We start from the raw sequence: 25,951 nt of genomic DNA, 5'->3' as shown, positions 1-25,951 counted from the left end.
TGAATAATTCAACTTATATTTTACAAGAAATCAGATTTTATTTTACATATAAAATTTCTTTAGCTACAGAATTTCTTGTTTTTTTATCTAACAATTTTTCTATAACAAGTAATGAAAACTCTATTGCATAGGCGACAGATTTGCCTGTTATCACATTGCCGCTTGCAACAACACCTTCATCAACATAATTTTTTCCAAGAGATTTTTCAAACCCTGGATAAGCGGTTGCTTTTGAATTACCCAACACACTTAAAATGCCCAAAATAGAAGGCGATGCACACATAGCAAGCAACCATTTATTTTGTTCATTTGCGAATTTTCTTAGTGTTTTTATAAGTTTATCAGAAGAATATTTTTCTTCTAAAAACTTTGTATGACCTCTACCACCTGGCAGATAAATTGCATGAAATTGATCTAAATTTGTTCTTTCAATAATACTATTACAATACATCTTAGCTCCAGACTGTAATATAATTGTATTTTTTTTCTCTACAGAAACCAATTCTACAATTAAACCTGCTCTTCTTCAGAGATCATAAGGCGCCAAGACTTCAATATCTTCACTTTCATTTGCTACCATTATTGCTATTCTTACATTAGAAACAGCAATTTTTTTTTCATTTTCTTCAATTGTCATACAAACCCCACTTAAATTCATACCATAATTATAAACTATATAGTATGTAATTAATAGTTTAGAGGGGTATTTTTTAAAATTCAAAAATCTGTTAAAACAACTTTAAACAGTAATTTATAAAGTAAAAATATAGAAAAATTAACATGTTCTACAAATTTAATAAAATAAAAAACTTATAATCAAAATGAATTATAAGTTTATATTTAAAAAATACTCTAGAATGAGAAAGTTTTTTTATACATATTTTGATAAACAAATGTATTTGTATCAATATTTGAATTATTTAAATCTATAATTCTTGGATTTGGAAAATAAACTGATATTTCCATTATTTTTATATTAACACCTTGATCAAGACTTCCAGTATAAACAATTTTTCCATCAACTGTTGGATTAATTGAAATCACAGGTTGCATATTACTTGGTAGTGATTTAAATCCTTCTCCAATAGTAAACATCATATTTTGAAGTTCTTCTCTTTTGCTTTCTATTAAAATAGGTTTTTTACCAGTGAATGTTCTTTCTTTTCCTCTTTTATTGTGAACTACATAAGTATTAGAATCTGTTGATTCAATAAATGTATACAAAGATTGTATTTGAGCATCAGTTAGTTCATTTCATTTAAATGTCAAATCTAAAGATGGAAGTGAAGGTAAATAATTATAATTTAATCAATTAGAATGAGTTGTGTTTAAACTGCCTGAAAGAGTATATGAAGGAAACAAGAAGGAATAAGAAAAAGATGTAATAAATCCCCAAGGAATAGTATCTAAACCTCAATCTCATCCAAAAACCTTTTCATCATATTCTCTAAACATCTTATCAAAACCTGAAGGCATATTTAATTTAAAATCAACAGTATATGGTATTGTGTAATTAAAAACATAATGATCCAATTCTTGAATTGGTGTTAAATATAAATAATTATTATTAGCACTAAACAACATATCTAAAGAGTCATTTACTCCAAATGTAAAAAAGTAAGGCAATACATCAACACCTAATATAATAGAAATTGGAACATTAGTACCATTAACATCCATATTTGGTGGCAATATATTATAGAATGGTTGCAATTCTAATCTAAACTCTTTTTTAAAGATAAAATTCAATTGATATTTATAAGTTACTTGCTGAGTGCTTTTATTATATGAATACACATCATTATTATCTTGAGTAACAAATTGACTAACTATTTCATAATTTTCTTTAGTAGCTAAAAATTCAGCAAAAGGAATTATTGATGTGTTTAATAAATTTGTAAATTTAGTAATATTAAAATTATTATTGTTTGTATAGATTTGATCAATCATTTTTTCATATCCATCCATACCAAAAATTGGAAGAATATTTTTTAATATACTAGCAACAAAATTCTTATCCTTAAATAATAATTGCAAAGTATTTTCATATGTACCATCTTGATTTTTTGTAAAGGCAAATTTTAAAAAACTAAAAATAGATTTAATTAATTCAGTTTGTGGAAGTAAACCTTGAACTTGTTCATTTAATTCACCAAAAATTGCATCAATTAAATTCAAAATATTAGAATCATTAAATACAAGTTGTGAAATACTTATAAGAATTGCTTGATATTGTGTTGGTATAAAATCACTTTTAATTAAATTTAAAAACATTTCCTTTTTTTCATCAGTCATTGATGGAGAAAGATCTTTTAAAATTTCATTAATTGACTCTATTGGAATACTTGAATCTTTTAAAAATTTTGAAATATAGTTTGTAAAAACTTCTTTTTGCTCATTGAAAATTGTTAATATACCTTTTTCATTAGATAATAAATCTACAACAAATGGAACAAGTGTTTGATCTATTAATTTACTTTCCACTAAAATATTTGCTATAGTTGGAGCAAGTGTTTTAATAGTTTTATCAAGAGATTCATTCTTTACAATTTCTTGCAATATTGGATGAGCATAACCAATGTACTTCAAAATAGATTCTCTAGTTGTTATAAAATGATTTGCAATATCTTGTTTAACTTGTTCAGAAGTTAATTTTTTTAAATCAAATTTGCTTTCATTAATATAATTTTGATTTTCAACAAATATATTTTTTACAAAATAAGGTATTGCATATGATTTTTTTAAATTAAATGCAAAGTCTTTTACATCAAATATTTTATCATCAACTTGAAAAGAAACATTTTCACATAATCACTGCAAATAATTTCTTTTTGTTGAAGCATCATAATTTATTGTATATGTTAATTTTTGCATTGGGGCTTTTATTTTTAATACTCTAGTAGTAAATGGAGTAACAAAAAATTCTTTATTATTTACAACAAAATATCTTGCTAGCTTATTTGTATTTGATATAGTTATTTCAAAATCAATAGAAATACTATCATTTGTAGCATCATAATTAATATTTTCTTTAGTAATACTTAAATCAATTTTTGAATCACTTGATTTATATATTCTTTCCAATAGTGAATAAACATCTAATTTTAAGTAATCTTTATTTGCATTTGTTAAAGCTACAGCAGTAAAAGGATTAAAATATCTTAAAAAGTCTTCTTTATACATATCAAATCCAAATATGTTAGATTCAATTTCTGTGTATTTAATTTTTTTAATATTCAATAAATATTCAGAGATTCTACTATCTAAAATTCCTTTTGAATCATCAAGCTCTGATTGATCCAAATTCAAATCACCACCATTTTGATTATCTTTTGAGTTTATAGAATTTGAACATGAAAAAACTGGAACAACAGCCATTGATAAAAAAGTTAAAATTGAAATAGAAGAAAATAATTTTTTAATAGGTCTCATATATTAATTATTATTTTTAGTTTATAAAAATAATCCCCCTATAAATATATATTTTACCATTTTTGGAAGTGTAATAAAAATTATATCAAACATTATTAACATAAATTACTTTTTTTGTATAACAAAAAGTAATAGTATAGTTATATTAGAAAATAAAAAAGATTGCAAAATATTTTGCAATCTTTTTGTTTTTAATTAATTGTTTTGTAACATTGCTTTTTTGTTTAAAGTTGATTTTACAACAAAGTGAATTGCTGTATATCCAATTGAAACAACTGCTATAATAGCAGGTAAGAATCATGCTCATAAACAAGCTTGATTATTATCTACAATGTTATAAACACCAACAGCTAAAATTGATAAAGCAGTTAAAGTTCATAATATAACCATTAATATTGTACTAATCTTTTTCATTTGTTTGTTCTCCTTTCTTTTATATACCATTTAATATTACACTATAAATTTGATAATTCTGAAGTATATTTTTCCAATACTTCAATTATATTTTTGTGGTGAGTTTCACCATGATCTTTCATTGTATTTTCAAATTTAAAAGACAAAGCAGTTATACAAAAAATTGCAAATGCTTTTTGATCTTGTTCAAATTCCTTACTAACTTGACTAACTGGTGCATGTTGAAATAATTTTGTAAGAATTGGCAAAATCAATTTTTGTTGCATTTTTCTAGTTTCAGTCACTTTTGCATTTTTCACTAATAAATACATTGATTCTTCTAATAAATTTTTATGCTTATGAGAATCTAATAAATTAGGATTATTTTTAAGTTCTTTTAAAAAAAATAATTTATCTTGATATGTAGGATACACATATTGGAAATTATTAATTGCTTTGTCCATATTTAAATTAAATTCTTTTTCTAAATCAGTCATTTTATACCCCTTTCAAAAAATGCTTATTAGCGAAATAGTTACTAATAAGCACTTAATATTAAATGGCGCCCTTGATAGGATTTGAACCTACAACCCTTTGTTCCGAAGACAAATGCTCTACCAATTGAGCTACAAGGACAAAGAGGAAAAAGTATAAAATTCTTTAACCAACTGAACCTTCCATATCCAATTTTACCAAACGATTTAATTCAATTGCATATTCCATTGGTAATTCTTTAGCAAAAGGTTCTAAAAACCCTAATACAATCAAATATTCTGCTTCATCCTTACTTAAACCCTTACTCATTAAATAATATAACTGTTCTTCACTTATGTTTGAAACTTTTGCTTCATGTTCAAGAAAAGAAAGTTTATTTGAAATCATTTCTAATGGTACAGTATCACTTCTTGATATTGAATCCAGAATTAGTGTATCACATTCAACACTAGCATGAGAATGAATTGCATCTTTTGTGATTTTTACTAACCCTCTATATCTTGTGTCACCACCATTCAAAGAAACAGATTTTGATATTATTTTAGATTTAGTATAAGGGGCTAAATGAATCATTTTTGCTCCTGCATCTTGAATAACACCCTTTGAAGCAACTGCAATTGAAATACAATCACTACTTGCATATTTTTCACAAAGAATACTTGAAGGATATTTCATATTAATGCCTGCACCTATATTTCCATCAATTCATGACATATTTGCATGTTCATAAACTTTTGCTCTTTTTGTAACTAAATTTAAGACATTCTTAGATCAATTTTGTATTGTTGTATATCTTAAATTTGCTTTTTTATGTACAAAGCATTCAACAACAGCTGCATGTAAATTATTTTCACTATATATTGGTGCTGTACATCCTTCAACATAATGAACTTTTGCTCCTTCTTCTATTATTATTAATGTTCTTTCAAATTGACCAGTTGCCAATCCATTTATTCTAAAATATGCTTGTAAAGGTTTTTCTAAAATAACATCTTTTGGAACATAAATAAATGATCCTCCAGATCAAACAGCTGTATTTAAAGCTGCATATTTATTATCATTTGAAGAAACTAATTTACCAAAGTATTTTTTAACAAGATCTGGATATTTTAAAACTGCTGTTTCTACATTTGTAAAAATAACACCTTTTTTTTCTAAATCAGATTGCAATTTTTTATAAACTATTTCTGAATCATATTGTGCACTTACACCATTTAAAAATTTAGCTTCAGCTTCTGGGATACCAAGTTTTTTAAAAGTATTTTTAATTTCAACTGGTACTTTCTCTCAATCTTTTTCACTTTTTTTATTTGAACTATTGTAATAAATATAATCATCAAAATTTATGAATTCTAAACTAGGTCCTCATTTTGGATTACTTAATTTTAAAAAATTACGATAGCCTTCTAATCTTATGTCTAACATTCATTTTGGCTCATTTTTAATTTTAGAAATATTTCTAATAACTTCTTCATTAAGACCTTTGTTAAATTTTATTATTGCATTATCTTTATCAGAAAATCCATATTCATATTTTGTATTAATATCTTTCTTTTTTATCATTATCAATCCTTTTTTTAAATTAGTATATTTTTAATTGAATTAACACCAACTAAAGCACATTTTACTCTATTTATTTGATTACCAACATTTTGAAAAATATACAATTCTTTAATTTCTTCTAAATTGTATTCCTCTTGATTAATCATATTGTAATAATTATCTAAAATAGAAATAATTTGATTCTTATTTTTTCCAATAATGATTTCACATAAAATATCAGTAGATGATGTACTTATAGCACATCCAATACCTGAAAATCTAGCATCTACTACAAAATCATTTTCCATTTTTAAATATACTGTAATATTATCAATGCATGAATCTGATTTATGATTATAACTACTATAACCTTTAACTGATTTTATATCATCATTTTCAATTTTATAAATAGGTGATTCATATCTTTCAATAATCATTTGTCTAATAATTATTGGATCATTATTAAATGATGGCATCTATCTCATCTCCTTTTTTATAATTCTTTAAAACATTAAGTAATTTATCTATATCTTCTTTTGTTGTATAAAAATGCATTGACACTCTAACAACATGTTCATAATTTATTATTTCATATGTAAGTTTTGCACATGACAGTCCACTTCTAACAATAATATTTTTTGAACCTAAAAAGCCTGCTAAATCCTGACTAAAAACATTTTCATAAGAAAAAATTGTAATGAAAGAATCTATTCCTTTATTATAAATTTTGATTCCTTTTATTTCTGACAAATTGTCATCTAAATATTTTTTAAGTTTATAAATATTGTCTCTTAAATTACAAAGATCTAATTGATTATAATATTTTAATGCTGCATTTCATCCATATATACCTGCCACATTTGGAGTTCCTGCTTCAAATTTTGAAAAGCCATCATTGGCTTCAAAATGATCTCTTGTTATTACATGATTCATTCCCCCACCAACTACTTGAGAATTAATTTTATTTAATAAAGACTCTTTTACATACATAAAACCAATACCTGTAGGCCCAAACATTTTGTGTGCAGAACCAACAACAACATCTATAGATGAATTTTTAACATCCATTTTAGAATGAGAAAGATATTGTGTGGCATCAACTATTACTATTACATCTGACTTTTTTTCTTTTATTAACTTTGAAAGCTTTTCAGCATCTATTTTTGTTCCAATTAAATTTGTTCCATTTGCAAAAGAAACAATTTTTGTTCTATTAGTTATTTTATTTAAAATATCATGTTCTTCAGGAGAAATATTTTTAATTTTAGAATCTGCAAATATTAATTTAATATTTTTTCTTTCCTTCAGTTTCAGTCATGGCAAAATATTTGAAGCATGTTCAGCATTTGTTATTAAAACTTCATCATTTGCATTTAAATATTCTTCCAATGAATCAGCAATCATATTCAAAGAAAACGTAGCACTTGGAGTAAAAATTATTTCTTTATAATTACCATTAATATATTGAGCTAATAATTTTCTTGTTTCCTCTATGACACTATAAACTTTATATGAAAATAATGAATCAGTATTATGTGGATTTGTACAATCATTATTAATATACTCACTTGTTTTCAAAATAACTTGTTTTGGTTTTAATGAAGTAGCAGCACTATCTAAATAAACCATGTTAGGGTTTTGATTAAATCACTCAAAGTCTTTTCTAATATTACTCATAAAATTACCCTATATCACCAATTTCTTTATAAATTTTATCAATAACTTTTTGTCTATCTTTTTCATTGTCTAATTTATATAAAATAACATTAAAATAGCTAGTTAAAATTAATTTTATTGCATCAGATTTAGATATTCCTTTATTTTGTAAATAATAAATATGAGCAGGATTTAATCTTCCTATTGCTAATGCATGTTTTGCTTTAATATTGTTTGTATTAATTATTAAATTAGGTTTTCCTTCAATTTTTGACTCGTCAGATAAAAGCACACCTTTGATTGATTGTTCACAGTAATTTCCAACAGAATTATCCTTTATAATTGCTTCAAGATCAAAAAGAGTATGAGAATTATCATTATTAACTCCAAAAACTTGACAAGTACTGATAGAATTATTTCCTAAATGATGAATAATTACATTGTATTTTTTATAAAACTTTTTTTTATTTAAAGAGGAAATAATAATATCAACATTTGCATTATTTTCTACATAAACTTCTATTTTTAAATTTGTTTCCTTCTCTAAAGTATCAATTATATATAAATTTGCATTTTTATTACTATTAACTTTGATAGTTTTGTTAAAGTCATGATTTTCTAAAAAAATAATGTTATTCATTATGGTTTACCTATTTCCTTGCTGATTCAACCATATCCATCTTTATAAACTCGTTCTAAAATTTCATAACCACCTATTTTTCCTATTTTTCCGTTATAAATAACAACAACTTTTGTAGGCTTTATTTCTCTAAATAAATTTTCATGATGAGATATTATTAATAATGTTCTATTTTTGTTATGTCACTCTTTAATTTGATTGATAATTATTCTTAATGAATCAACATCTAATCCTGAATCAATTTCATCCAAAATTGCAAAATCTGGATTAGCTAGTTTCATTTGCAAAATTTCACATTTCTTTTTTTCTCCTCCACTAAATCCATGATTTACAAATCTATGCAAAAATTCCCTATTCATTTGTAGTTCACTTAAATTAGTTTCAATTAATTTATAAAATTCAGGTAATGTTATTTTTTTCTCTCTTCTTACATTTATTATTGATTTTAAATAATCAACCATTAAAACACCTGGTATTTCTTCAGAATGCTGAGGCGCCAAAAACAAACCCAACCTTGAAATTTCATCAGTTGAAAGATCACTAATATCTTTATTATCTATTTTTATTTTTCCCTTTGTGATTTCAACCAAATAGTGATGTGTTAGTGATTTGACAAAGGTTGACTTACCGTGTCCATTAGGTCCAATTATTGCAATAATTTCTCCCTGCCCAAATTCAATTGATATATCTTTTAAAATTTCTTTTTCATTTATTGATGCAGATAAATTTTTAATAGTTATTTTTTTCATTTAAAACCCCATAAATAAAAAAAGATACAGCTATTTCTTATATAAAGAAAATATGCTGCATCATATTCTTTGTCTAATATATAATACACTATTTTATTAAATTTAATAAAAAAATAAGAACATATGCTGTTCTTATTTTTAAATTAATTATTTAAATAGTCTGTTATAAACATCTTCATAATTTTCAACTAAAGTTACTTTAATTTTTGAAAGTATTTCTTTTGGAACATCATCTAAATATCTTTCATCCTCTTTTGGCATGAAAATATTATTAGCACCACCTCTAAAAGCAGAAATAGTTTTTTCTTTTACACCACCAATTATTAATACCCTTCCTCTTAAAGTAATTTCTCCAGTCATTGCTACATTACTAGGTATTTTAACATTTTTCAATGAAGATAATATTGCTGTTGTTAATGCTATTCCTGCACTAGGTCCATCTTTAGGAATTCCACCACTTGGAACGTGAACATGTAAATCTATTTTACTGAATAAATCAGGATCTAACCCAAATTTTTCAGCATTAGTTTTTACATAACCTAAAGCTACAGAAACTGATTCTTTCATAGTTTCTTTAAGGTTACCAGTAATTGAAATTTTACCTTTACCTTTAGAATATGTAGCTTCTATTGGGAGTAAATCTCCACCAGTTGAAGTATATGCCATTCCATTTACAACTCCAGGAATTGGATCTTTATCTTTTACTGTATAGTCATACAACTCTTTTTTAAGATAAAATTTCACTTTATCCACTGTAATTTCTTCAGATTTTAATCCTTCTTTTTGCTGTCTAACAACAAATTTACGAGCTATTTGTCTAATTAATCTTTCAGCTTCTCTAACACCAGCTTCTCTAGTATATCTTTTAATAATATATTCAAGAGCACTATCTGTGAATTTTAATTCATCCTTTTTTAAATTTGATTCAGCTAAAACTTTTTTAATTAAGTAATTTTTTGCAATTGATTTTTTCTCATTTTCAGTATATGAACTTAATCTTATAATTTCAAGTCTGTCATGTAGTGGTCCAGGAATGTTTTCCTCATAATTTGCTGTTGCAATAAATAAAACATTAGATAAATCATAATCTTCTTCAATATAATTATCACTAAAATACTTATTTTGTTCTGGGTCTAAAATATCAAGCATTGCACTTGCAGGATCACCTCTATGATCACTTGCTAATTTATCAATTTCATCAAGTAAAAATACTGGATTATTAACTCCTGCTTTGCTCATACTTTTTATAATTCTACCAGGCATTGCACCAATATATGTTTTTCTATGACCTTTAAGTTCGCTTTCGTCTTTCATACCACCAAGCGAAACTTTAACAAATTTCTTTTTCAATGCTTGTGCAATTGATTGTGCAAGAGATGTTTTACCTACACCTGGAGGTCCAACCAAACAAATAATAGATCCTTTAGTATTAGATGATTTCATTCTAATTGCAAGATATTCAATAATTCTTTCTTTCACTTTTTCCAAACCATAATGATTCTCTTCAAGAATTTTTTCAACCTCTGTTAATGATTTAGTATCTTCTGTTTGTTGTCAGTAAGGAAGTTTCATTAATCAATCAACATATGATTTAGTAATTGAATATTCATTAGAATTACTAGCAGATTCCATTTTATTCAATTCAGACAAAATTCTTTTTTTAATATGATCAGGATATTGATTTGTTCTTACTTTCTCTCTAATTGAATCAGCATCATCTTCTTTACTTGTGATATCTCCAAGTTCTTCTTTAATAGCTCTTACTCTTTCTCTCAAATAGAATTCTTTTTGCTGTTTTGACAAATTAGAATTAATTTTTTTTGTTATTGTATTATCAATTTTTTTAGATTCATCATCATCAATAGTTAAAGCCAATATTTTTGTACAAATATAGTTTAAATCATTTGATTCTAAAATCTTTTGTTTGCTATCTAAATCTATTTTAGCTAATCCTGAAATTCAATTTAATGCTAATTCTTTTTTATCATTAGCAACTAATCATTCTTTTAAATTTTGCTCTCTTTTAACAAATTGGTTGTTTAACAAAATTGGTTCATAAGTTTCAATCATTTCGTTTATTAAAGCAATTGTTGATTTATTAAGTGCTTTATTTTTATCAACATCAACATATTCTGCAGTAAAGAACTTTGTTGTATTGTCATTAATTTTTGTAAGTTTAACTTTTTTGATACCAGTAAAAATAACTGTATAAGAACCATCTTCTTGCTTTGCTTGAATATCAACTTTACAAAGAGTACCTACCTTATAAATATCATTTTTCTTAGGTGTATCCAATGCAGGATTTTTTTGAGATACCAAAATGATATTAGTTTTTTTAGATATACAATCATCAATAGCATTCATTGAAATTTGTCTACCAATTTCAACAACTGCTTTTGTTTGTGGGAAAACTATTATTCCTCTAGTTATTAATAAGTTAGTAAAATTATTTTTCTTCATAACACCCCTTTTTTGATATTTCTACATAATTATACACAATTTTTAGCAGATTAACTATACAAGTGATAATTTTAATCGCCTTGTAATATTTTATCTATTTCTCTTCTAGAAAGTTTTTTTTCTTTCTTCAAATTAATTTTATTTTTTTGATTAACTTGTTTTATAAAATTTAAACTAATTTTTTTAGTTTTATTTTTTTGATTTATTTTCTTATAAAAAATAAATGATTTTGATTTATTTAAATTTTGATTATTTTCTAAATCCACTTTTTGTTCTGATAATGGTGATTTAGGTCTAATAACATCAGATTCCAAATGTTCTTTTTGGGAAGATGAATATTTTATTTTATCACCATTTAATTTTTCTTTTGGTTGTAGAAGAGGATTTTGAAACCCTAATCTACTATTTTTTTCAAGGTACTTTTTCATTTCATCACTTTTTGAAATAGCATCTATTGCCTTAGATCTATCAAAAGTTTGATTTTCTACACCATTATCAAATTCTTCTTTTTCTTTGGATGTAATTATACCATCATATTCCATATCAGAAGTAAAGCCATGTTTTCTTGACGTGTAATAAAATGAAATTAGTCCTATAAACCCAATGATGCCAGGGACAAATAAAATCAACCCAAAGATAAAGCCAGTGTAATTTGTACTAATAAACGTTATTGAATTTAATAATGTAAAATAATTTTTTGTCTGAAATAAGTTTCAAAAATAATTATTTGAAATTATATTTTGTCTTTTATATTCTTCTCATGATTTTATTTGTTCTTGTGAAAGAGCATTTAATTTTTGAATTTCTTGATTTAGGGTGTCTATATTTATAGTATCTTTATTAAAAACCAAAGATAACTTATTATTTAAGAATTCTTTTTTATTATTGGAATTATTATATTCATTTAACACTTGATTCATTGAATTGTTAGAACTAAATATAATGTTGTACTCACCTTGCAATATAGAATTAGAATCTGATTTTCCTTTTTCCATATTATATATTTTTTCAAATTTTTGATTCTCTAAGAAATTTGGTAAAAAAGCAAATGTCAATCCAACACCTACAACGGTTGCTACTATACTTGTTGGAATAGAAATATAAAAAAATAGTTTATTCATAAAATACCTTAACTATTATAAAGAATATACAAAAAATTAATTTAAATTAATAAAATAAATATATATCTTGTATGAAAGAATTTTAATACAAGATATATATTAAATCTAGTTAATTATTTTTTATTTAAGAAAAAATCTACTACTTTTCTTTCAACAATAAAAGACTCAAAAATTGACAAGTCATTATTCACATTTTTAAGTATATCTTCTTTTTTCATGTTATACATTTTTGCTGCTTTTTCTAATTCTTCTTGCAATTCTTTTTCAGAAGCTTCAATTTTCTCTAATTCACAAATTTTTAAAATAGCCATAGATATTTTTAAATTTTGTATTGCTGCTTCAGATTGTTGTCTATCATATTCTTCTTTACTAATATTCATCATTTGTAAATATTGATCTATTTTAATTCCATACATAGACATTTGTTGCTCAGTATTTCTAGAAATTTTTGCCTTTTCTCTTTCAATTAAAGCTTGTGGAATATTATCTATTTTTACAATATCTAGAATTGATTTATAAATTTCTGATTTTTGTTGTTGCTCAAATTCGCTTTTATAAGTTTTTGCTAAATTTTCTTTGATATGCTTTTTTAAAGCATCAACTGTTTCAACATCTTTAATTTGTAAAGTTTTTACAAAATTATCATCCATTTTAGATTTTTCTAAAACACTAATAGAATGTATTTTAACTTCAAATTTTGCTGGTTTACCTGCTAATTTTTTTTCATGATATTCCTTTGGAAATGTAACATTAATGTCCTTTTGTTCACCAATAGCCATTCCAACCATTTGATCTTCAAATCCTGGTATAAATTGTCCAGAACCTATAGTAAGTTCATAATTTTTTGCTTCTCCACCTTTAAATGGTTTTCCATCAACAAATCCTTTAAAATCAAAAGTTACTATATCATCCTTTGCAACTCATCCTTTTTCTTTAGGAATAGTCATAGCATTTTTTGCTAAATAATTATCCAGTTGAGTTTTTATATCCTGTTCAGTAACAGTTTTTATTTTTGCTGTCAATTTAATATTTTTATATCCATCAACTTTAACATCTGGATATAATACATAAGAAAAATTTAATTGAAGTTCATCTTGTGAAAGTTTAGCAACATCTACTGATGGTGGCAATTCTAAAATATCATCTTCAATTTTTTTAAATTCAGGAGTTGTTATAACATTCTTAGCAACAACTTGAATAATCTTATCAAGTGCTCTTGAAAAAACATCTTGTAATTTCACTCTTTTTGATGCTACTTCAAAAGGAACATTACCTTTTCTAAAACCTGGAACTTTAATTTCAGAAGCTAAAAATTTTGTAGCTTTTTCTTGTTCTTTGATTCATTCCTTTTTATCAACATCAACTTTAACAACATATGAATTATTACTCTTTTTACATTCAATTATTTTCATATAATTCTCCACAAAATAACTTTAATTATTATATTAAATAAAAGAGTATTATTAGAATTTTTTTATTATTAAAATTTTTTATTATTTAAAATTTGGTCTTTATAGTTAAGAAAAATTTTATTTACAAAATCCAAATATGTATTTTTTGAATCCAATGAATACTTTAATCTTTTTAAAAGATTTTCAACTTCTTTTAAAAATGCTTTTGTTTTATTCATGTTTGGTGTTCTTATCATCTTAGAAATAACATAAATTATTCCACCAGCATTTATTGATAAAATATCTACATGTTCTTTAGTAATTTGAAAATCAAAAAATGAAGTCTTTAAACTAAATCTCTTGTTATTTTTTTCATCTACAATTTTTAAAATTGTTTTATTATGAGCAATAGAATTTCTTAATATATTTAAAAATTTTAAAATATTACAAAATATATCTGGAGATAAATTAAAAGAAAAAGACACTTTATTAAAAATAGACTCATTATAGTGTGTAAATGTTGTCACAAATTCGCCAAATGTCAAAGCAAAAACAAGTTCATCTATGTTATTTGATCTTTTTTTTGCTAAAATATCTTCAACATTGTAAATAATTTTATCTATTTTTTTAGTATTGTTTTTCTTAACATTGTAATATTTTTTATCTAATAAATACTGTGAATCATTTGTGCGAAAATTTTGTTTATAATATCAAATAAAAACTGATTTAAATTCTCTTTCAAGTTTTAACACTCAAGGAAAACAAATATTCTTTAAATCAATATCGAATCAATAAATGGATGCTAAATTACTAATATTATTTGTATTTTTACATAATCACAAAAGATCATTTTTCATTCTTCATAAATTGTGTTTTAAATCTAATTCGTCAAGTTCATATTTTTTATTTTTAAATTCTTTAAATCACATAATATTTATTACCACAATGTTATTGATTATAAAACAAAAATCTAGGATAAAATAAAAAACCCTTAGAGCCATAAATGGTACTCTAAGAACTACATATTTATTTTATCATAACTAAAATTTTTGTAAAATTATTGAAATAAATCTATTTAACATTTTCCTTAATTTTATTTATATATTCTAATATTTCATCAGATATATCATCCCTATTTATAGCACTATCAATAACAGCTTTAACAAATCCTGTTTTTGATCCTAAATCATACTTATGACTAGACAATATTTTTCCATATAATTTTTGTTTTTTTATCAATGTTTGAATTGCAGTTGTTAATTGTATTTCTCCATTTATATCTTCTTTTACTTTTTCAATTTCATCAAATATTTCTGGATTAAAAACATATCTTCCAAAAATTGCATAATTTGAAGGATTTTCACCTATTTTTGGTTTTTCAATAACATTCTTTATTTCAAAGTATTGATTATCAACAATGTTATGAACATCAGTAATTCCATATTTTGATATTTCTTTATCTTCTACTATTTGAACACCCAAAACATTAGACTTAGTTTTTTCAAATAAATCTATACATTCAGCTATTCCATATTTCTTAGTTTTATTATTTATTATTACATCATCACCTAATAAAACAGCAAAGGGTTCATTATTTATAAACAATTTACAAATATGAATAGCATTTCCCAAACCTAATGGTTCTTTTTGTCTAATATAGTATAGATTAACCATGTCAGCAATTGATTTTATTTCATTTTTCTCTTTTATTTTATTTTTTATTTTTAGTCTTTCTTCTAGTTCATAGTTGTAGTCAAAGTGGTCAATTATAGAATTTTTTGAAGATGAAACAACTATTATAATTTCTTCTATTCCTGCTCTAACACATTCTTCTATAATAAACTGAATTGTTGGTTTATCTATTATAGGTAACATTTCTTTTGGAATTGATTTAGTTGCAGGCAAAAAACGTGTTCCAAGCCCAGCTGCTGGAATTATTGCTTTTCTTATTTTCATTTTATTTTACCTCTTATTTTTTTTGGTTTAAGATTTCTTTTATATACTTTAATATTGCTCATTAATGTTAACGGAATGGTGCCAATTAAAGGAAGTACAAATAATATATATCAAATTAAGAAAATGTATCTGTACTCATGAACAAAAATAAATATTATTGGCAAAATAATTGTTGATAATAAAGCTATAAATAATTCTTTTCAATTATATTTAATACAGTCTCATAAATTATATTTTTTCTCATTTTTAGGAGTAATTATAAATTTAGCTTTTTTTCCAAAAATAGATAACAATAAAGTAGATAAAGAACTTACCATCATCGATGGATAAAGTAAGTAATCAAAAAACAATTTTAACAACAATATAAAAAAATTTATTTTACCAAAATAATATATAATATCATTCAGCATAGGTGTTATTGTTAGTATTATTATAAATATCCAAATTAGATATATAAAATTATATTTAAACCCTATTGGATACAAAATTGTAAAGTTTATTAATGTAGCAAATAAAGAAAAAACTGTTAATGATAATGATGTACTAGACATTCATAAATCAATTCTTTGATGAAAAGGAATTTTTAATTTTCAAATTTTTCATCCACCAACTTTTTTAAAAAATTCAAAATTGCCTTGTGTCCATTTTATATTTCTTTTTTTAAAAGCTAAATAATCAATTGGGAACATTTCATCACATAATATTTCTTTTGCAAAAACAGATTTATATCCAGCATTTAATGCACTTAATGTTAATCCTAAATCTTCTGCTACTATCTCAGGAAACCCTCCACTATCCAAATAACACTCTTTTGATATCATTGCTCCATGTCCATTTAATGTGACACTACCAAAATAATTTTTAACACTTATAAATGTTGTTCAAGCACTTACAACACCCTTAGAACCCATAAAATTAAATATGTTTGTAACTCTTTTAGCTTCATGATTTGCTTGAACTATTCCAACACTTTTGTCTTTAAAATAAATAATAGTTTTTTCTATAAAATTGCAAGGAATGATTTCATCACTATCTAATAAAACAAAATAATCATAATCTTTTTTATTTTTTAAAAAATTATTAATATTGCCAGCTTTAAAACCTTTTCTATCTTTTCTTCTAATTACTTTAACATTTCTATGCAGTTGTGCAAATTTATCAATTTCATTTTTAAAGCTTTCTTCATAAGAATCATCTAAAATAAAAGTTTCAAAATTACTATAATTTTGTTTCATGCATGCCAACAATGCTTTGGCATCAAAATCATTACATGTTGTATATAAAATAATTACTTTTTTATTAGTTATATCATTGTCTAAATAATCAATCCTATATTTTTTATTTTTTAAAAAAAAATAATATGTTAGTACAAACATAAAGTCTTTTATACCATTACAATATAAAACATCTATAAAAAATCAATTAATAATTAAAAAAACTTGTGCAACTATAGGCTGCTTAGAATTAAGTGTGTTGTGTCATTGAAAAACTATTAGAAATCAAATAGAAAATAAAGAAATTATTAATCATAAAATAATAATAATTATATATAGTAAACTCTCTCTCTCTCTCTTTGGAACAAAGTATTTGTGATTAAATTTCATGATACCTCTAAAAAATATAAAAAATTTCTACAATTAACTATATGATAACATTAATTAATTATCATATTAAACTAATTTGTGTAATTTAAAATAATTAAAATAAAAAACCTATTATTTATTAAATTAAAATAATAGGTTTTCAAAATTGTTAGACAACTAAATATAAAGTGTGTCAGCAAATTCTTTGCATTGTTTAGAAAAAGAAAATTTAAGTTTAGTTTTTGATTTAAAAACTGTTTTTTCACCTGTTAAAGGGTTAGTTCCCAATCTTGCATCAGTATGACTAATTTTAATCTTGCCTAAATCCAATAATTTGAATTCTCCACATCTATCTAATTCTGAAAATAGTAATTTAGTGTAGTCATCAAAAATATCTCTAATAACACTTTCTGCAATATTAGCATTTCCACTTATTAATTTAAAAATTTCTTTTTTTGTTAATGGTTTAGTATTAGTAATTACTAATTTTTCAACAGATTTTACTCCCATGTGTTTCCTCCAAATTTATTCACACATAAATTGCTAGTTTATATATTATTATAACACTAACATAGACATATATAATTTTATATTAAAATAGTAAAAAAAAGCAAATAAAAATATATATAAATAAAATATATTTTAAATATTTAGCAAAAAATCTTTTTTTATAAAATATAAAGTGTAAAATATTAGGTAATTTGGTAAATAATGTGCTTAAAAACTATAACCTTACAAATGATCACAAAAATATTATTTCAAATTACTATACAACTAATGAATTAGAAGAAAAAACAATTGTATATAATATTTTATTAAGAGCAAGAAGAAACTATATAGGTTCTATAATTTTTTCATCATTATTAATAATTGCTATATTATTGCTTATTATTGGTTATTTAGAAGTTATTGTTGTAAAAATAAATAAAGATCTTTTAAATGAACTAAGATGATATGACAAATATATTATTGCAAATTCAGATGATGGGAATAGTTTATACACTTCATTTTACTCATATTTAGTTGCTTGATGTGCTACAGGTTCTGCTATAATATTTTTTATGTTTTCATTAATGTTCAAAATTGTCTCACATAAAAGCATTATTGAAGTTAAAACAAAGTATAAAAATTATGAAAACATAATAGCATCTAAGAAATTAATTATTATGAGTTATTTTTTTGGAATTGTTGCAGACTCAATTATTTTAGCTTCAATAAATCATCTTATTAATAGGATTTATAATAATGAGTTACTATAAAAAAGTTACAGATTGGGTACTCACTCATCATGCTAGAAGAAGAATTAAAGAAAGAATAGATATATCCAAATTAGAAGATTACCAATTATATCCATATATAGAAGAGTTAATTAAAAACTCAGTAATTGATCAAAAATTTCAAAATGGAGACATTAGATTAATAAATAATCAAGAAAAAATAAGTTTTATTATTAAAGGGAACATAATAAAAACTGTCATAAATCATACAAATAAAAAAAATAGGTATAATTAACCTATTTTTTTTAATTCATATTTTCTCTTAATTTAAATATTTGAGCAGTTGATTGTGATTTATTTCTATCTAATCTCTTTATTGCTTTAAATAATTCTTTAAACATATAAAAATCTTGATTTTCCCTATTTGAAATGTTAACAATTAAATTTAATTTAATTAATTCATCAATTATTAATAAAACATCGCTTATATCATTTATTTCCAAATACTTTTTAAGCATATTTTTATCAAAAGCTAATATTTTAAATAAATTTTTATATGGTTTATTTTCAAGCATTTTTAATACTTTATTTTTTGAAATAATTTCTTCTAATAAACTATAAGTTACAATTGCTTTTGAAACAAAAGCTCTATTTATAATTGCAGCTTGCTTAATAATATCAAAGCACAATCTTGAAAATTTAATAATTTCTTTTGGATCATCATTAACTTCTTGAAATAAATATAAAAATTCATTATGGTTATGATATAGAGGATAACTAATACACAAAGTTGGTGCAAAAAGTAATTTTGTTTTCATTAAATATAAATTTACCAACAAACTTCTATTAACATTTAATACAGGTAATGTTGAATTAAATTTCATATGTAAATAAATAAAAAATCCAACAAAATACAAACCATTATTTGAATAAGTAGAATTAATTAATTTTTCAAAAACTTCTTTTTCGTAATTTGTTAATATATTATATTCACTTACTATATTTTTCTTTTTATCCATTTTTTTATAACAAGGATAATTTAAAAGTTCATCTGAAATATTATCAAACAGTGAATATTTAATAACTGGGTTGTTTTTTCTATAATCAGAAATAAATATTGTTGTATCAAAATTTGCTGAAATTAATTGTTTAACTTTTGTAGTAGCATGGTTTTCATTAGCAAAACCAATAATGACATCAAAAATATTTAAATTAATATTTTCTAATTTATTTGAATATACTATTTCAATTACTTGACTATATTGTCATGCTATATTATGGTATTCAATATTTGAAAAATTAATTTTCAATTCATTTAAATAAGTAAAAATAACACCACATTCATCATATAGTTGTTTATCTGAAACTAAAACATCAGTCATTTTTTTTATAATACTAACCATAATTAACCCTCAACAAACATTATATATTAAGTAAAATTATAAGTCTATTTGATAATAAAAATATAAACCTTTAAAAGGTTTATATTTTATCTAATAGATAAAAATAAAAATTTATTTTCTACTTTACACTTGTAAAAGCTTTTTTGCCCAAATATATAGATTTATCTTTTAATTCATTTTCGATTTCAATTAGTCTATTATATTTAGCAATTCTTTCAGATCTACTCATAGAACCTGTTTTTATCTGACCAGTTCCCATTCCAACAACTATATCAGCTATAGTAGTATCTTCTGTTTCTCCAGACCTGTGTGAAACAACTGCAGTTCAACCAGCATTTTGAGCTAATTTTATAGTTTTAATTGTTTCTGTTAAAGTTCCTATTTGATTAACTTTTATCAATACAGAATTTGCAACATTAGCTTGTATACCACGTTCTGTAATTTCTGGATTTGTACAAAATAAATCATCACCAACAATTTGAATTTTACTACCAAGTCTTGTTACCATTTGATTGAATCCTTCTCAATCATTTTCAGCCAATCCATCTTCGATGGATATGATTGGAAATTCATTGATTTGTTGTTCTCAATAATTTATCATTTCTGTTGATGTTAATGTACCTTCTTCTTTAGAAATGATATTTGCATTAATAGCTTTTTCTAATACATAAACTTTGTTATTTTCATCATACAATTCACTTGAAGCTAAGTCTAATGCTATTGAAACATCATCTCCAGGAATATATCCAGCTTTTTTAATAGCTTCTACCATTAAAGAAAGTGCTTGATTTGCATCTTTTAAATTTGGAGCAAATCCACCTTCATCACCTTTATTTGTATTATAACCATCTGATTTTAAAATGTTTTGTAATGCATGAAAACATTCAGAAGCCATTTGAATTGCTTGTTTAATACTATTTGCTCCAACTGGCATAAACATAAATTCTTGAAAATCTATTGTGTTATCAGCATGTGCTCCACCATTAATAACATTTAACATTGGAACAGGCATAATATAATGAGTTCTTTTTTCTTTTAAAATATTTTCACTAATATATTGATATAGTGGTTTATTTGATAATATTGCTGCTAATTTTACAACTGCTAATGAAACAGACAATATTGCATTTGCTCCTAAATTACCTTTATTGTAAGTTCCATCCAATTGAATCATTAAGTTATCTATTTCTTCTTGATTTCTACAGTCCAATCCAACAATAGCATTTGCAATTATTGTATTGACATTGTTTACAGCTGTTAATACACCTTTACCATTGTATCTATTTTTATCTCCATCTCTTAATTCAACAGCTTCACGTTCACCTGTTGATGCACCTGATGGCACCATAGCTTTAGCATATACTCTATCAGAATACACTTTTGTAGCAACTGTAGGATATCCTCTTGAATCAATTGCTTCATAAGCTTCGATTTTTGTAATAATAAATTTATTTGTCATATATTTCTCCTTATTTTAGTTGAATTATCATTTAATTAATGACTTTGCAGTCATTTCTTTAGGTTGATCAATATCTATATAATCTAATATTGTGGGTGCAATATTAGATAAATTTCCTTTGTTTTGTATCAAACCTATCTTACTATCTGTAACAAGAAATGGAACTTTATTTGTTGTGTGCCTTGTAATAGGCTTATTGTTTTCATCAATCATTTCTTCTGCATTTCCATGATCTGCAGTTATAAATAAAGTTCCACCTAATTTTGATACATTTTCATATAATCGTAATATTTGTTTGTCTAAACACTCTAATGAACTAATTGTTTTTTCATAATTTCCAGTGTGACCAATCATATCTGGATTTGCATAATTTAAAACAATAAAATCATATTCATGAATTATTTCTAATAATTTATTTGTAATTTCAACTGCACTCATATTTGGTGCTAAATCATATGTTGTGACTTTTGGAGATGGAATTAAAATTTTGTCTGTATTTGGTAAATCAATTTCTTCTCCTCCATCAAAAAAGAAAGTAACATGAGCATATTTTTCTGTTTCAGCTATTCTTAATTGTTTTAATCCATTTTCTGAAATAATAGAACCTAAGGTATTTTTAATAACAACTTTAGGATATAAAACACCATGTGGATTAATACCTTCATAATTCATCATTGTAGCAAAATATATATTATTTAATTTTTTTGGACATGAATAATCATATAACTCACTACCAATAAACATATGTGATAGTTGTCTTGCTCTATCAGGTCTGAAGTTTGCAAAAATAATTGCATCATTATCTGAAATATGCACCAACTCATCATTTCTTGTTGCAGGTTCTAAAAACTCATCATATATTTCTTTTTGATATTGAGAATTAACATATTCTAATGGATCTACATAATAATTTTCATTTAATCCCAACAGTGTTTTATAAGCTAATTCAGTTCTATCAAATCTTTTATCCCTGTCCATTGCATAAAACCTTCCAGCAATTGTACCTATTTTGCCATTCAATGTGTTTAGCAATTCAAGAAGTAACTTAATATCTTTTGTTAGTGTTTGAGGGGCAACATCACGTCCATCGCCAAAGATATGTATAATAGGAGTTAATCCATAAGCATTGGCAATTTCAATAATCTTAAATATATGTTCCTGATTTGAATGAACTCCACCATTTGAAAATAAACCCATTACATGAAATTTTGATTTATTTTTAATAGCATGTTTAATAGCAGACAATAATGCTGGATTTGTATCAAAAATCTTATCTTTTATATCTTTATTAATTAGTGATAAACCAGTGTAAACAACTCTACCAGCCCCAATATTTAAATGACCTACTTCTGAATTTCCTATTTGACCAATTGGCAATCCAACACTTTCGCCTGATGCATCAAGATAAATATGTGGAAACATTTTTAGCAAAGATTGATAACATGGCATGCTAGCATTTTTTATAGCATTACCAAACTCATTTTCTCTTTCGCCAAAACCATCTAAAATGGCTAAAACAATTGGTTTTTTACGCATCTTTACCCCCAAGTTCTAGAAGTTCTGCAAAATCAGATCCTTTCAAAGATGCTGATCCAACTAAAAAACCACTAATAGAATTTAATTTTAAAAAATCATTAATATTTTTAGCATTAACAGAACCACCATACAATACTTTTATTGAATTACCAAATTTAGGATTATATAACTCAGAAATAGTTTTTCTGATTTCTTTTATTATTAAATCAACTTCTTCTGGTTTTGGAACAATACCTGTACCAATTGCTCATACTGGTTCATATGCAATAATTACATTTTTTACATCATTATCCATAACAGAATTTAATGCTTTTTTTAATTGATTAATTACTATAGATACAGATATTTTGTTTTGATATTCCAACAATGTTTCCCCAACACATAAAATTGTTGAAAGATCGTTTCTAGATAATGCTAGTACTTTTTTATTAATTTCTTCATCTGTATCATTAAACATTGCTCTTCTTTCTGAATGACCAATAATACTTCCATAAACATTGCAATCCAACAACTGTTTATATGAAATATTACCTGTGTAAGCACCTTCTTCTTTGTAGTGTGCATCTTGTGCATATATTTTAATGTTTTTATTGTTTCTAAAAATATCAACAACTTTACATAAATAAATTGATGGAACAGCTATTCCATATTCAACATTAATATTTGCAGAATCAATAGCCATTTCAAATTCTGATTTAAAAATGTTAATATCAGAAGTTGTTTTATACATTTTTCAATTACCAATAATCATTTTTTTCATAACAACACCTTTCAAATAAAAAATAAGATTTCTAGACACTATTAATTGTAGTAAAAAAGATAATCAATAATCTAAAAAGTTTAAAAACTTAATTAAAATACTAGAACAATAATTTTATTAAAAATTAAACTATTTTCAAAATTCTTCTGACACTATTTTAATTTTTAATGTATTTGCCTTATCCACTTTTGATTGAGTAGCATTTTTACCAGTTATAAGATAATCTGTATTTTTTGTTATAGTTCCACTTACTTTGGCATGATAAACACTTTCAAGAATATTTTTAATTGTATTTCTATTATCATTGAATGATCCTGTGATTACAAAACTTTTATTCATAAATATTAAATTTTCATCTTTAACATTAACATTTGCATATTCATCTATATATGTCATATTTATAGAATATGATAAAAGTTTAGCTACCAATTCAATATTATTAGAATTAGAGAACCATTCAATAATTGATTCAGCCATTTTATCGCCAATTTCAGCCACTTCTTGTATTTCATCCTTTGTTAATTGAGCAATATTTTGTAAAGTTTTAAATCTTCTACATAAAAGTCTTGCAGCAGTATAACCAACATGTTTAATACCTAGACCAAAAATTAATTTTTCAAGAGAGTTTTGTTTTGATTTTTCAATTGCTTTAATTATATTATTAAAAGATTTATCTTTTATTAGTAAATCCTTTGATAATATTTCTTCTTTTTTATCTTTTAATAAATAAATATCACTAATGTCCTTTATTAAATTATTTTCATATAATTTTCTAATAATAGACTCTGATACACCATCTATATTCATAGCATCACGACTACAAAAATGTGTAATCTGCTGAATAATTTTTTCGTGACAATTTTTGTTTATACAATATTGATCTACTTCATTTTCAAATTGTTTCAATAATGAATTACAACTTGGACAATGTGTAGGTTTAATTCATTTTATGCTATTTTCATCTCTATTTTCTAATTTTGAACCCAATATTTTAGGAATAATATCCCCAGCTTTATAAATTTGAACTACATCATTAATTCTAATATCTTTTTCATAAATATATTCAGCATTATGAAGAGTAGCTTTTGAAATTACACTTCCATCCAATTCAATAGGATCAATATTTGCTATAAAATTTATTCTTCCAGTTCTACCAACTGTAACATCAATTGATTTCAATATTGATTCTTTAACATTAGCAGGAAATTTATATGCAATAGCCCATTTGGGAAATTTTGATGTATAACCAAGTTCTTCATAAAAACTAACATTGTTAACTTTTATTACTATACCATCTATGTCATAATCAAAATTATTTCTATTTTCTGTTAAATATTTAACTCTGTCTAATACTTCAAAAATATCTTTACATTTTACAATATCTTTTGATCTTAGAATTCTTTGACTATCTAGTCACTTTAAAATATCAAATTGTTTACTTAAATTAATTTTCTCATTTTCTGGGACATAATAAAAAAATCCTTTTAAGTTTCTATTTGCTGTAACTGTAGTATCTAAATTTCTTAATGATCCACTTGCAGCATTTCTTGCATTTGCAAATTTTTTAACAGTATTTGGATCATTATTAATCTTTTGAAAACTTTCTTTATCTAGAAAAATTTCACCTCTAATTTCTAATTCACCATCATAATCTATTGTTAGAGGAATTGTTCTAATAGTTTTGACATTTTCTGTAACATCTTCTCCAGTCAAACCATCTCCTCTTGTAATAGCTTTATAAAAAAACTTATTTTTATAAATTAATGAGATGCTTAAACCATCAATTTTAGGTTCTACAACATATTCTATATCACTTATACCAAGCTCTTTTTTTATATCGGTATCAAATTTAATTAAATCATTCTCATCAAAAGCATTGCTTAATGAAAGCATTGGTATTTTATGCTTAACCTTATTAAATTTTTCAGAAATAAATCCACCAACTCTTTTTGTGGGCGAATCAAATCTAATGAATTCAGGAAAATTATTCTCATATTTTTTCAATTGGTTCAATAATTGATCATATTCATAATCACTTACTGTTGGTTCTTCTAATGCATAATATTCATATTCATATTGTTTCAATTGTTTAACCAATTGATCCATCTTATTTTTTATCTCTTTTTTTGATTCATCATTCATACTATTTCCTTTTTTT

General features: G+C 24.1%; 23 protein-coding genes and 1 tRNA gene. 2 read left to right on the top strand and 22 right to left on the bottom strand.

The genetic code is table 4. The features are described 5' to 3' along the window. Positions 1 to 37 precede the first annotated feature (37 nt). From ACLFO7_RS00905 to ACLFO7_RS00825, 17 genes are all read right to left on the bottom strand, one after another. Positions 38 to 637, bottom strand: a complete 600-nt coding sequence (locus tag ACLFO7_RS00905) for a DJ-1/PfpI family protein (RefSeq protein WP_412032473.1) — start codon at positions 635 to 637, stop codon at positions 38 to 40. Positions 638 to 852: 215 nt separating this feature from the next. Further along, positions 853 to 3,432 carry a P116 family lipid acquisition surface protein gene (locus ACLFO7_RS00900; protein ID WP_412032472.1) on the bottom strand — a complete coding sequence of 860 codons (2,580 nt, stop codon included), beginning with the start codon at positions 3,430 to 3,432 and terminating at the stop codon, positions 853 to 855. A 195-nt stretch (positions 3,433 to 3,627) separates the two neighbouring features. After that, positions 3,628 to 3,846, bottom strand: a complete 219-nt coding sequence (locus tag ACLFO7_RS00895; protein WP_412032471.1) for a hypothetical protein — start codon at positions 3,844 to 3,846, stop codon at positions 3,628 to 3,630. Positions 3,847 to 3,887: 41 nt separating this feature from the next. Then, positions 3,888 to 4,322: a hypothetical protein gene (locus ACLFO7_RS00890; RefSeq protein ID WP_412032470.1), complete on the bottom strand. Its 435-nt coding sequence runs from the start codon at positions 4,320 to 4,322 to the stop codon at positions 3,888 to 3,890. A 63-nt stretch (positions 4,323 to 4,385) separates the two neighbouring features. Then, positions 4,386 to 4,461: transfer RNA gene (locus tag ACLFO7_RS00885), tRNA-Arg, on the bottom strand. Positions 4,462 to 4,485: 24 nt separating this feature from the next. Beyond that, positions 4,486 to 5,883, bottom strand: coding sequence for a Fe-S cluster assembly protein SufB (gene sufB / locus ACLFO7_RS00880; RefSeq protein WP_412032469.1), 1,398 nt, complete (start codon positions 5,881 to 5,883; stop codon positions 4,486 to 4,488). A 14-nt stretch (positions 5,884 to 5,897) separates the two neighbouring features. Further along, on the bottom strand, positions 5,898 to 6,338 hold the full coding sequence (locus ACLFO7_RS00875; RefSeq protein WP_412032468.1) for an iron-sulfur cluster assembly scaffold protein: 441 nt from the start codon (positions 6,336 to 6,338) through the stop codon (positions 5,898 to 5,900). After that, entirely contained in the window at positions 6,325 to 7,539 is a 1,215-nt protein-coding gene (locus tag ACLFO7_RS00870; RefSeq protein ID WP_412032467.1) for an aminotransferase class V-fold PLP-dependent enzyme, read from the bottom strand. Before ACLFO7_RS00870 ends, ACLFO7_RS00875 begins: the two co-directional genes overlap by 14 nt. 4 nt (positions 7,540 to 7,543) lie before the next feature. Next, positions 7,544 to 8,158: a SufD family Fe-S cluster assembly protein gene (locus tag ACLFO7_RS00865; protein WP_412032466.1), complete on the bottom strand. Its 615-nt coding sequence runs from the start codon at positions 8,156 to 8,158 to the stop codon at positions 7,544 to 7,546. Then, positions 8,158 to 8,907, bottom strand: coding sequence for a Fe-S cluster assembly ATPase SufC (sufC, locus tag ACLFO7_RS00860; protein WP_412032465.1), 750 nt, complete (start codon positions 8,905 to 8,907; stop codon positions 8,158 to 8,160). The genes ACLFO7_RS00865 and sufC overlap by 1 nt, the downstream gene beginning before the upstream one ends. A gap of 147 nt (positions 8,908 to 9,054) precedes the next feature. Next, complete coding sequence (lon, locus tag ACLFO7_RS00855; RefSeq protein WP_412032464.1) at positions 9,055 to 11,367, bottom strand: endopeptidase La; 2,313 nt, start codon at positions 11,365 to 11,367, stop codon at positions 9,055 to 9,057. A gap of 71 nt (positions 11,368 to 11,438) precedes the next feature. Further along, positions 11,439 to 12,488, bottom strand: a complete 1,050-nt coding sequence (locus ACLFO7_RS00850) for a hypothetical protein (protein ID WP_412032463.1) — start codon at positions 12,486 to 12,488, stop codon at positions 11,439 to 11,441. 113 nt (positions 12,489 to 12,601) lie between these two features. Continuing rightward, the gene (gene tig, locus ACLFO7_RS00845) at positions 12,602 to 13,900 is read right to left on the bottom strand and encodes a trigger factor (protein WP_412032462.1); all 1,299 of its coding nucleotides are present in this window, start codon (positions 13,898 to 13,900) and stop codon (positions 12,602 to 12,604) included. A 68-nt stretch (positions 13,901 to 13,968) separates the two neighbouring features. Continuing rightward, positions 13,969 to 14,808, bottom strand: a complete 840-nt coding sequence (locus tag ACLFO7_RS00840; RefSeq protein WP_412032461.1) for an Abi family protein — start codon at positions 14,806 to 14,808, stop codon at positions 13,969 to 13,971. 142 nt (positions 14,809 to 14,950) lie between these two features. Continuing rightward, complete coding sequence (gene galU, locus ACLFO7_RS00835; protein ID WP_412032460.1) at positions 14,951 to 15,835, bottom strand: UTP--glucose-1-phosphate uridylyltransferase GalU; 885 nt, start codon at positions 15,833 to 15,835, stop codon at positions 14,951 to 14,953. Then, positions 15,826 to 17,211 carry a glycosyltransferase gene (locus tag ACLFO7_RS00830; RefSeq protein WP_412032459.1) on the bottom strand — a complete coding sequence of 462 codons (1,386 nt, stop codon included), beginning with the start codon at positions 17,209 to 17,211 and terminating at the stop codon, positions 15,826 to 15,828. The genes galU and ACLFO7_RS00830 overlap by 10 nt, the downstream gene beginning before the upstream one ends. Positions 17,212 to 17,595: 384 nt before the next feature. Next, a complete protein-coding gene (locus ACLFO7_RS00825; RefSeq protein WP_412032458.1) occupies positions 17,596 to 17,928 on the bottom strand; it encodes an HU family DNA-binding protein in 333 nt (110 codons plus the stop codon). 191 nt (positions 17,929 to 18,119) lie between these two features. On the opposite strand from ACLFO7_RS00825, the gene ACLFO7_RS00820 reads away from it, so the two are divergent. Then, positions 18,120 to 18,677, top strand: coding sequence for a hypothetical protein (locus ACLFO7_RS00820; RefSeq protein WP_412032457.1), 558 nt, complete (start codon positions 18,120 to 18,122; stop codon positions 18,675 to 18,677). Then, positions 18,664 to 18,930 (top strand): hypothetical protein, encoded by a 267-nt coding sequence (locus ACLFO7_RS00815; protein WP_412032456.1) that lies wholly within the window; start codon positions 18,664 to 18,666, stop codon positions 18,928 to 18,930. Before ACLFO7_RS00820 ends, ACLFO7_RS00815 begins: the two co-directional genes overlap by 14 nt. 10 nt (positions 18,931 to 18,940) lie before the next feature. Here ACLFO7_RS00815 and ACLFO7_RS00810 read toward each other — a convergent pair whose 3' ends face one another. The 5 genes from ACLFO7_RS00810 to ligA all read right to left on the bottom strand — a co-directional run bounded on the left by ACLFO7_RS00810 (position 18,941) and on the right by ligA (position 25,935). Continuing rightward, positions 18,941 to 20,038 (bottom strand): hypothetical protein, encoded by a 1,098-nt coding sequence (locus ACLFO7_RS00810; protein ID WP_412032455.1) that lies wholly within the window; start codon positions 20,036 to 20,038, stop codon positions 18,941 to 18,943. 118 nt (positions 20,039 to 20,156) lie between these two features. After that, positions 20,157 to 21,497 carry a phosphopyruvate hydratase gene (gene eno / locus ACLFO7_RS00805; RefSeq protein ID WP_412032454.1) on the bottom strand — a complete coding sequence of 447 codons (1,341 nt, stop codon included), beginning with the start codon at positions 21,495 to 21,497 and terminating at the stop codon, positions 20,157 to 20,159. 24 nt (positions 21,498 to 21,521) lie between these two features. Further along, on the bottom strand, positions 21,522 to 23,033 hold the full coding sequence (gene gpmI, locus ACLFO7_RS00800) for a 2,3-bisphosphoglycerate-independent phosphoglycerate mutase (RefSeq protein WP_412032453.1): 1,512 nt from the start codon (positions 23,031 to 23,033) through the stop codon (positions 21,522 to 21,524). Continuing rightward, on the bottom strand, positions 23,026 to 23,793 hold the full coding sequence (gene tpiA, locus ACLFO7_RS00795; protein ID WP_412032452.1) for a triose-phosphate isomerase: 768 nt from the start codon (positions 23,791 to 23,793) through the stop codon (positions 23,026 to 23,028). The genes gpmI and tpiA overlap by 8 nt, the downstream gene beginning before the upstream one ends. Positions 23,794 to 23,922: 129 nt before the next feature. Further along, positions 23,923 to 25,935, bottom strand: coding sequence for an NAD-dependent DNA ligase LigA (gene ligA, locus ACLFO7_RS00790; protein ID WP_412032451.1), 2,013 nt, complete (start codon positions 25,933 to 25,935; stop codon positions 23,923 to 23,925). Between the last annotated feature and the right edge of the window lie 16 nt (positions 25,936 to 25,951).

The organism is Malacoplasma muris, from assembly GCF_046774425.1.
GTDB classification, from domain to species: Bacteria; Bacillota_I; Bacilli_A; order Mycoplasmatales; family Mycoplasmoidaceae; genus Malacoplasma; species Malacoplasma muris.
Note: the sequence above shows the minus strand (reverse complement) of the source record. Positions and strands in the feature narration are given on the sequence as shown.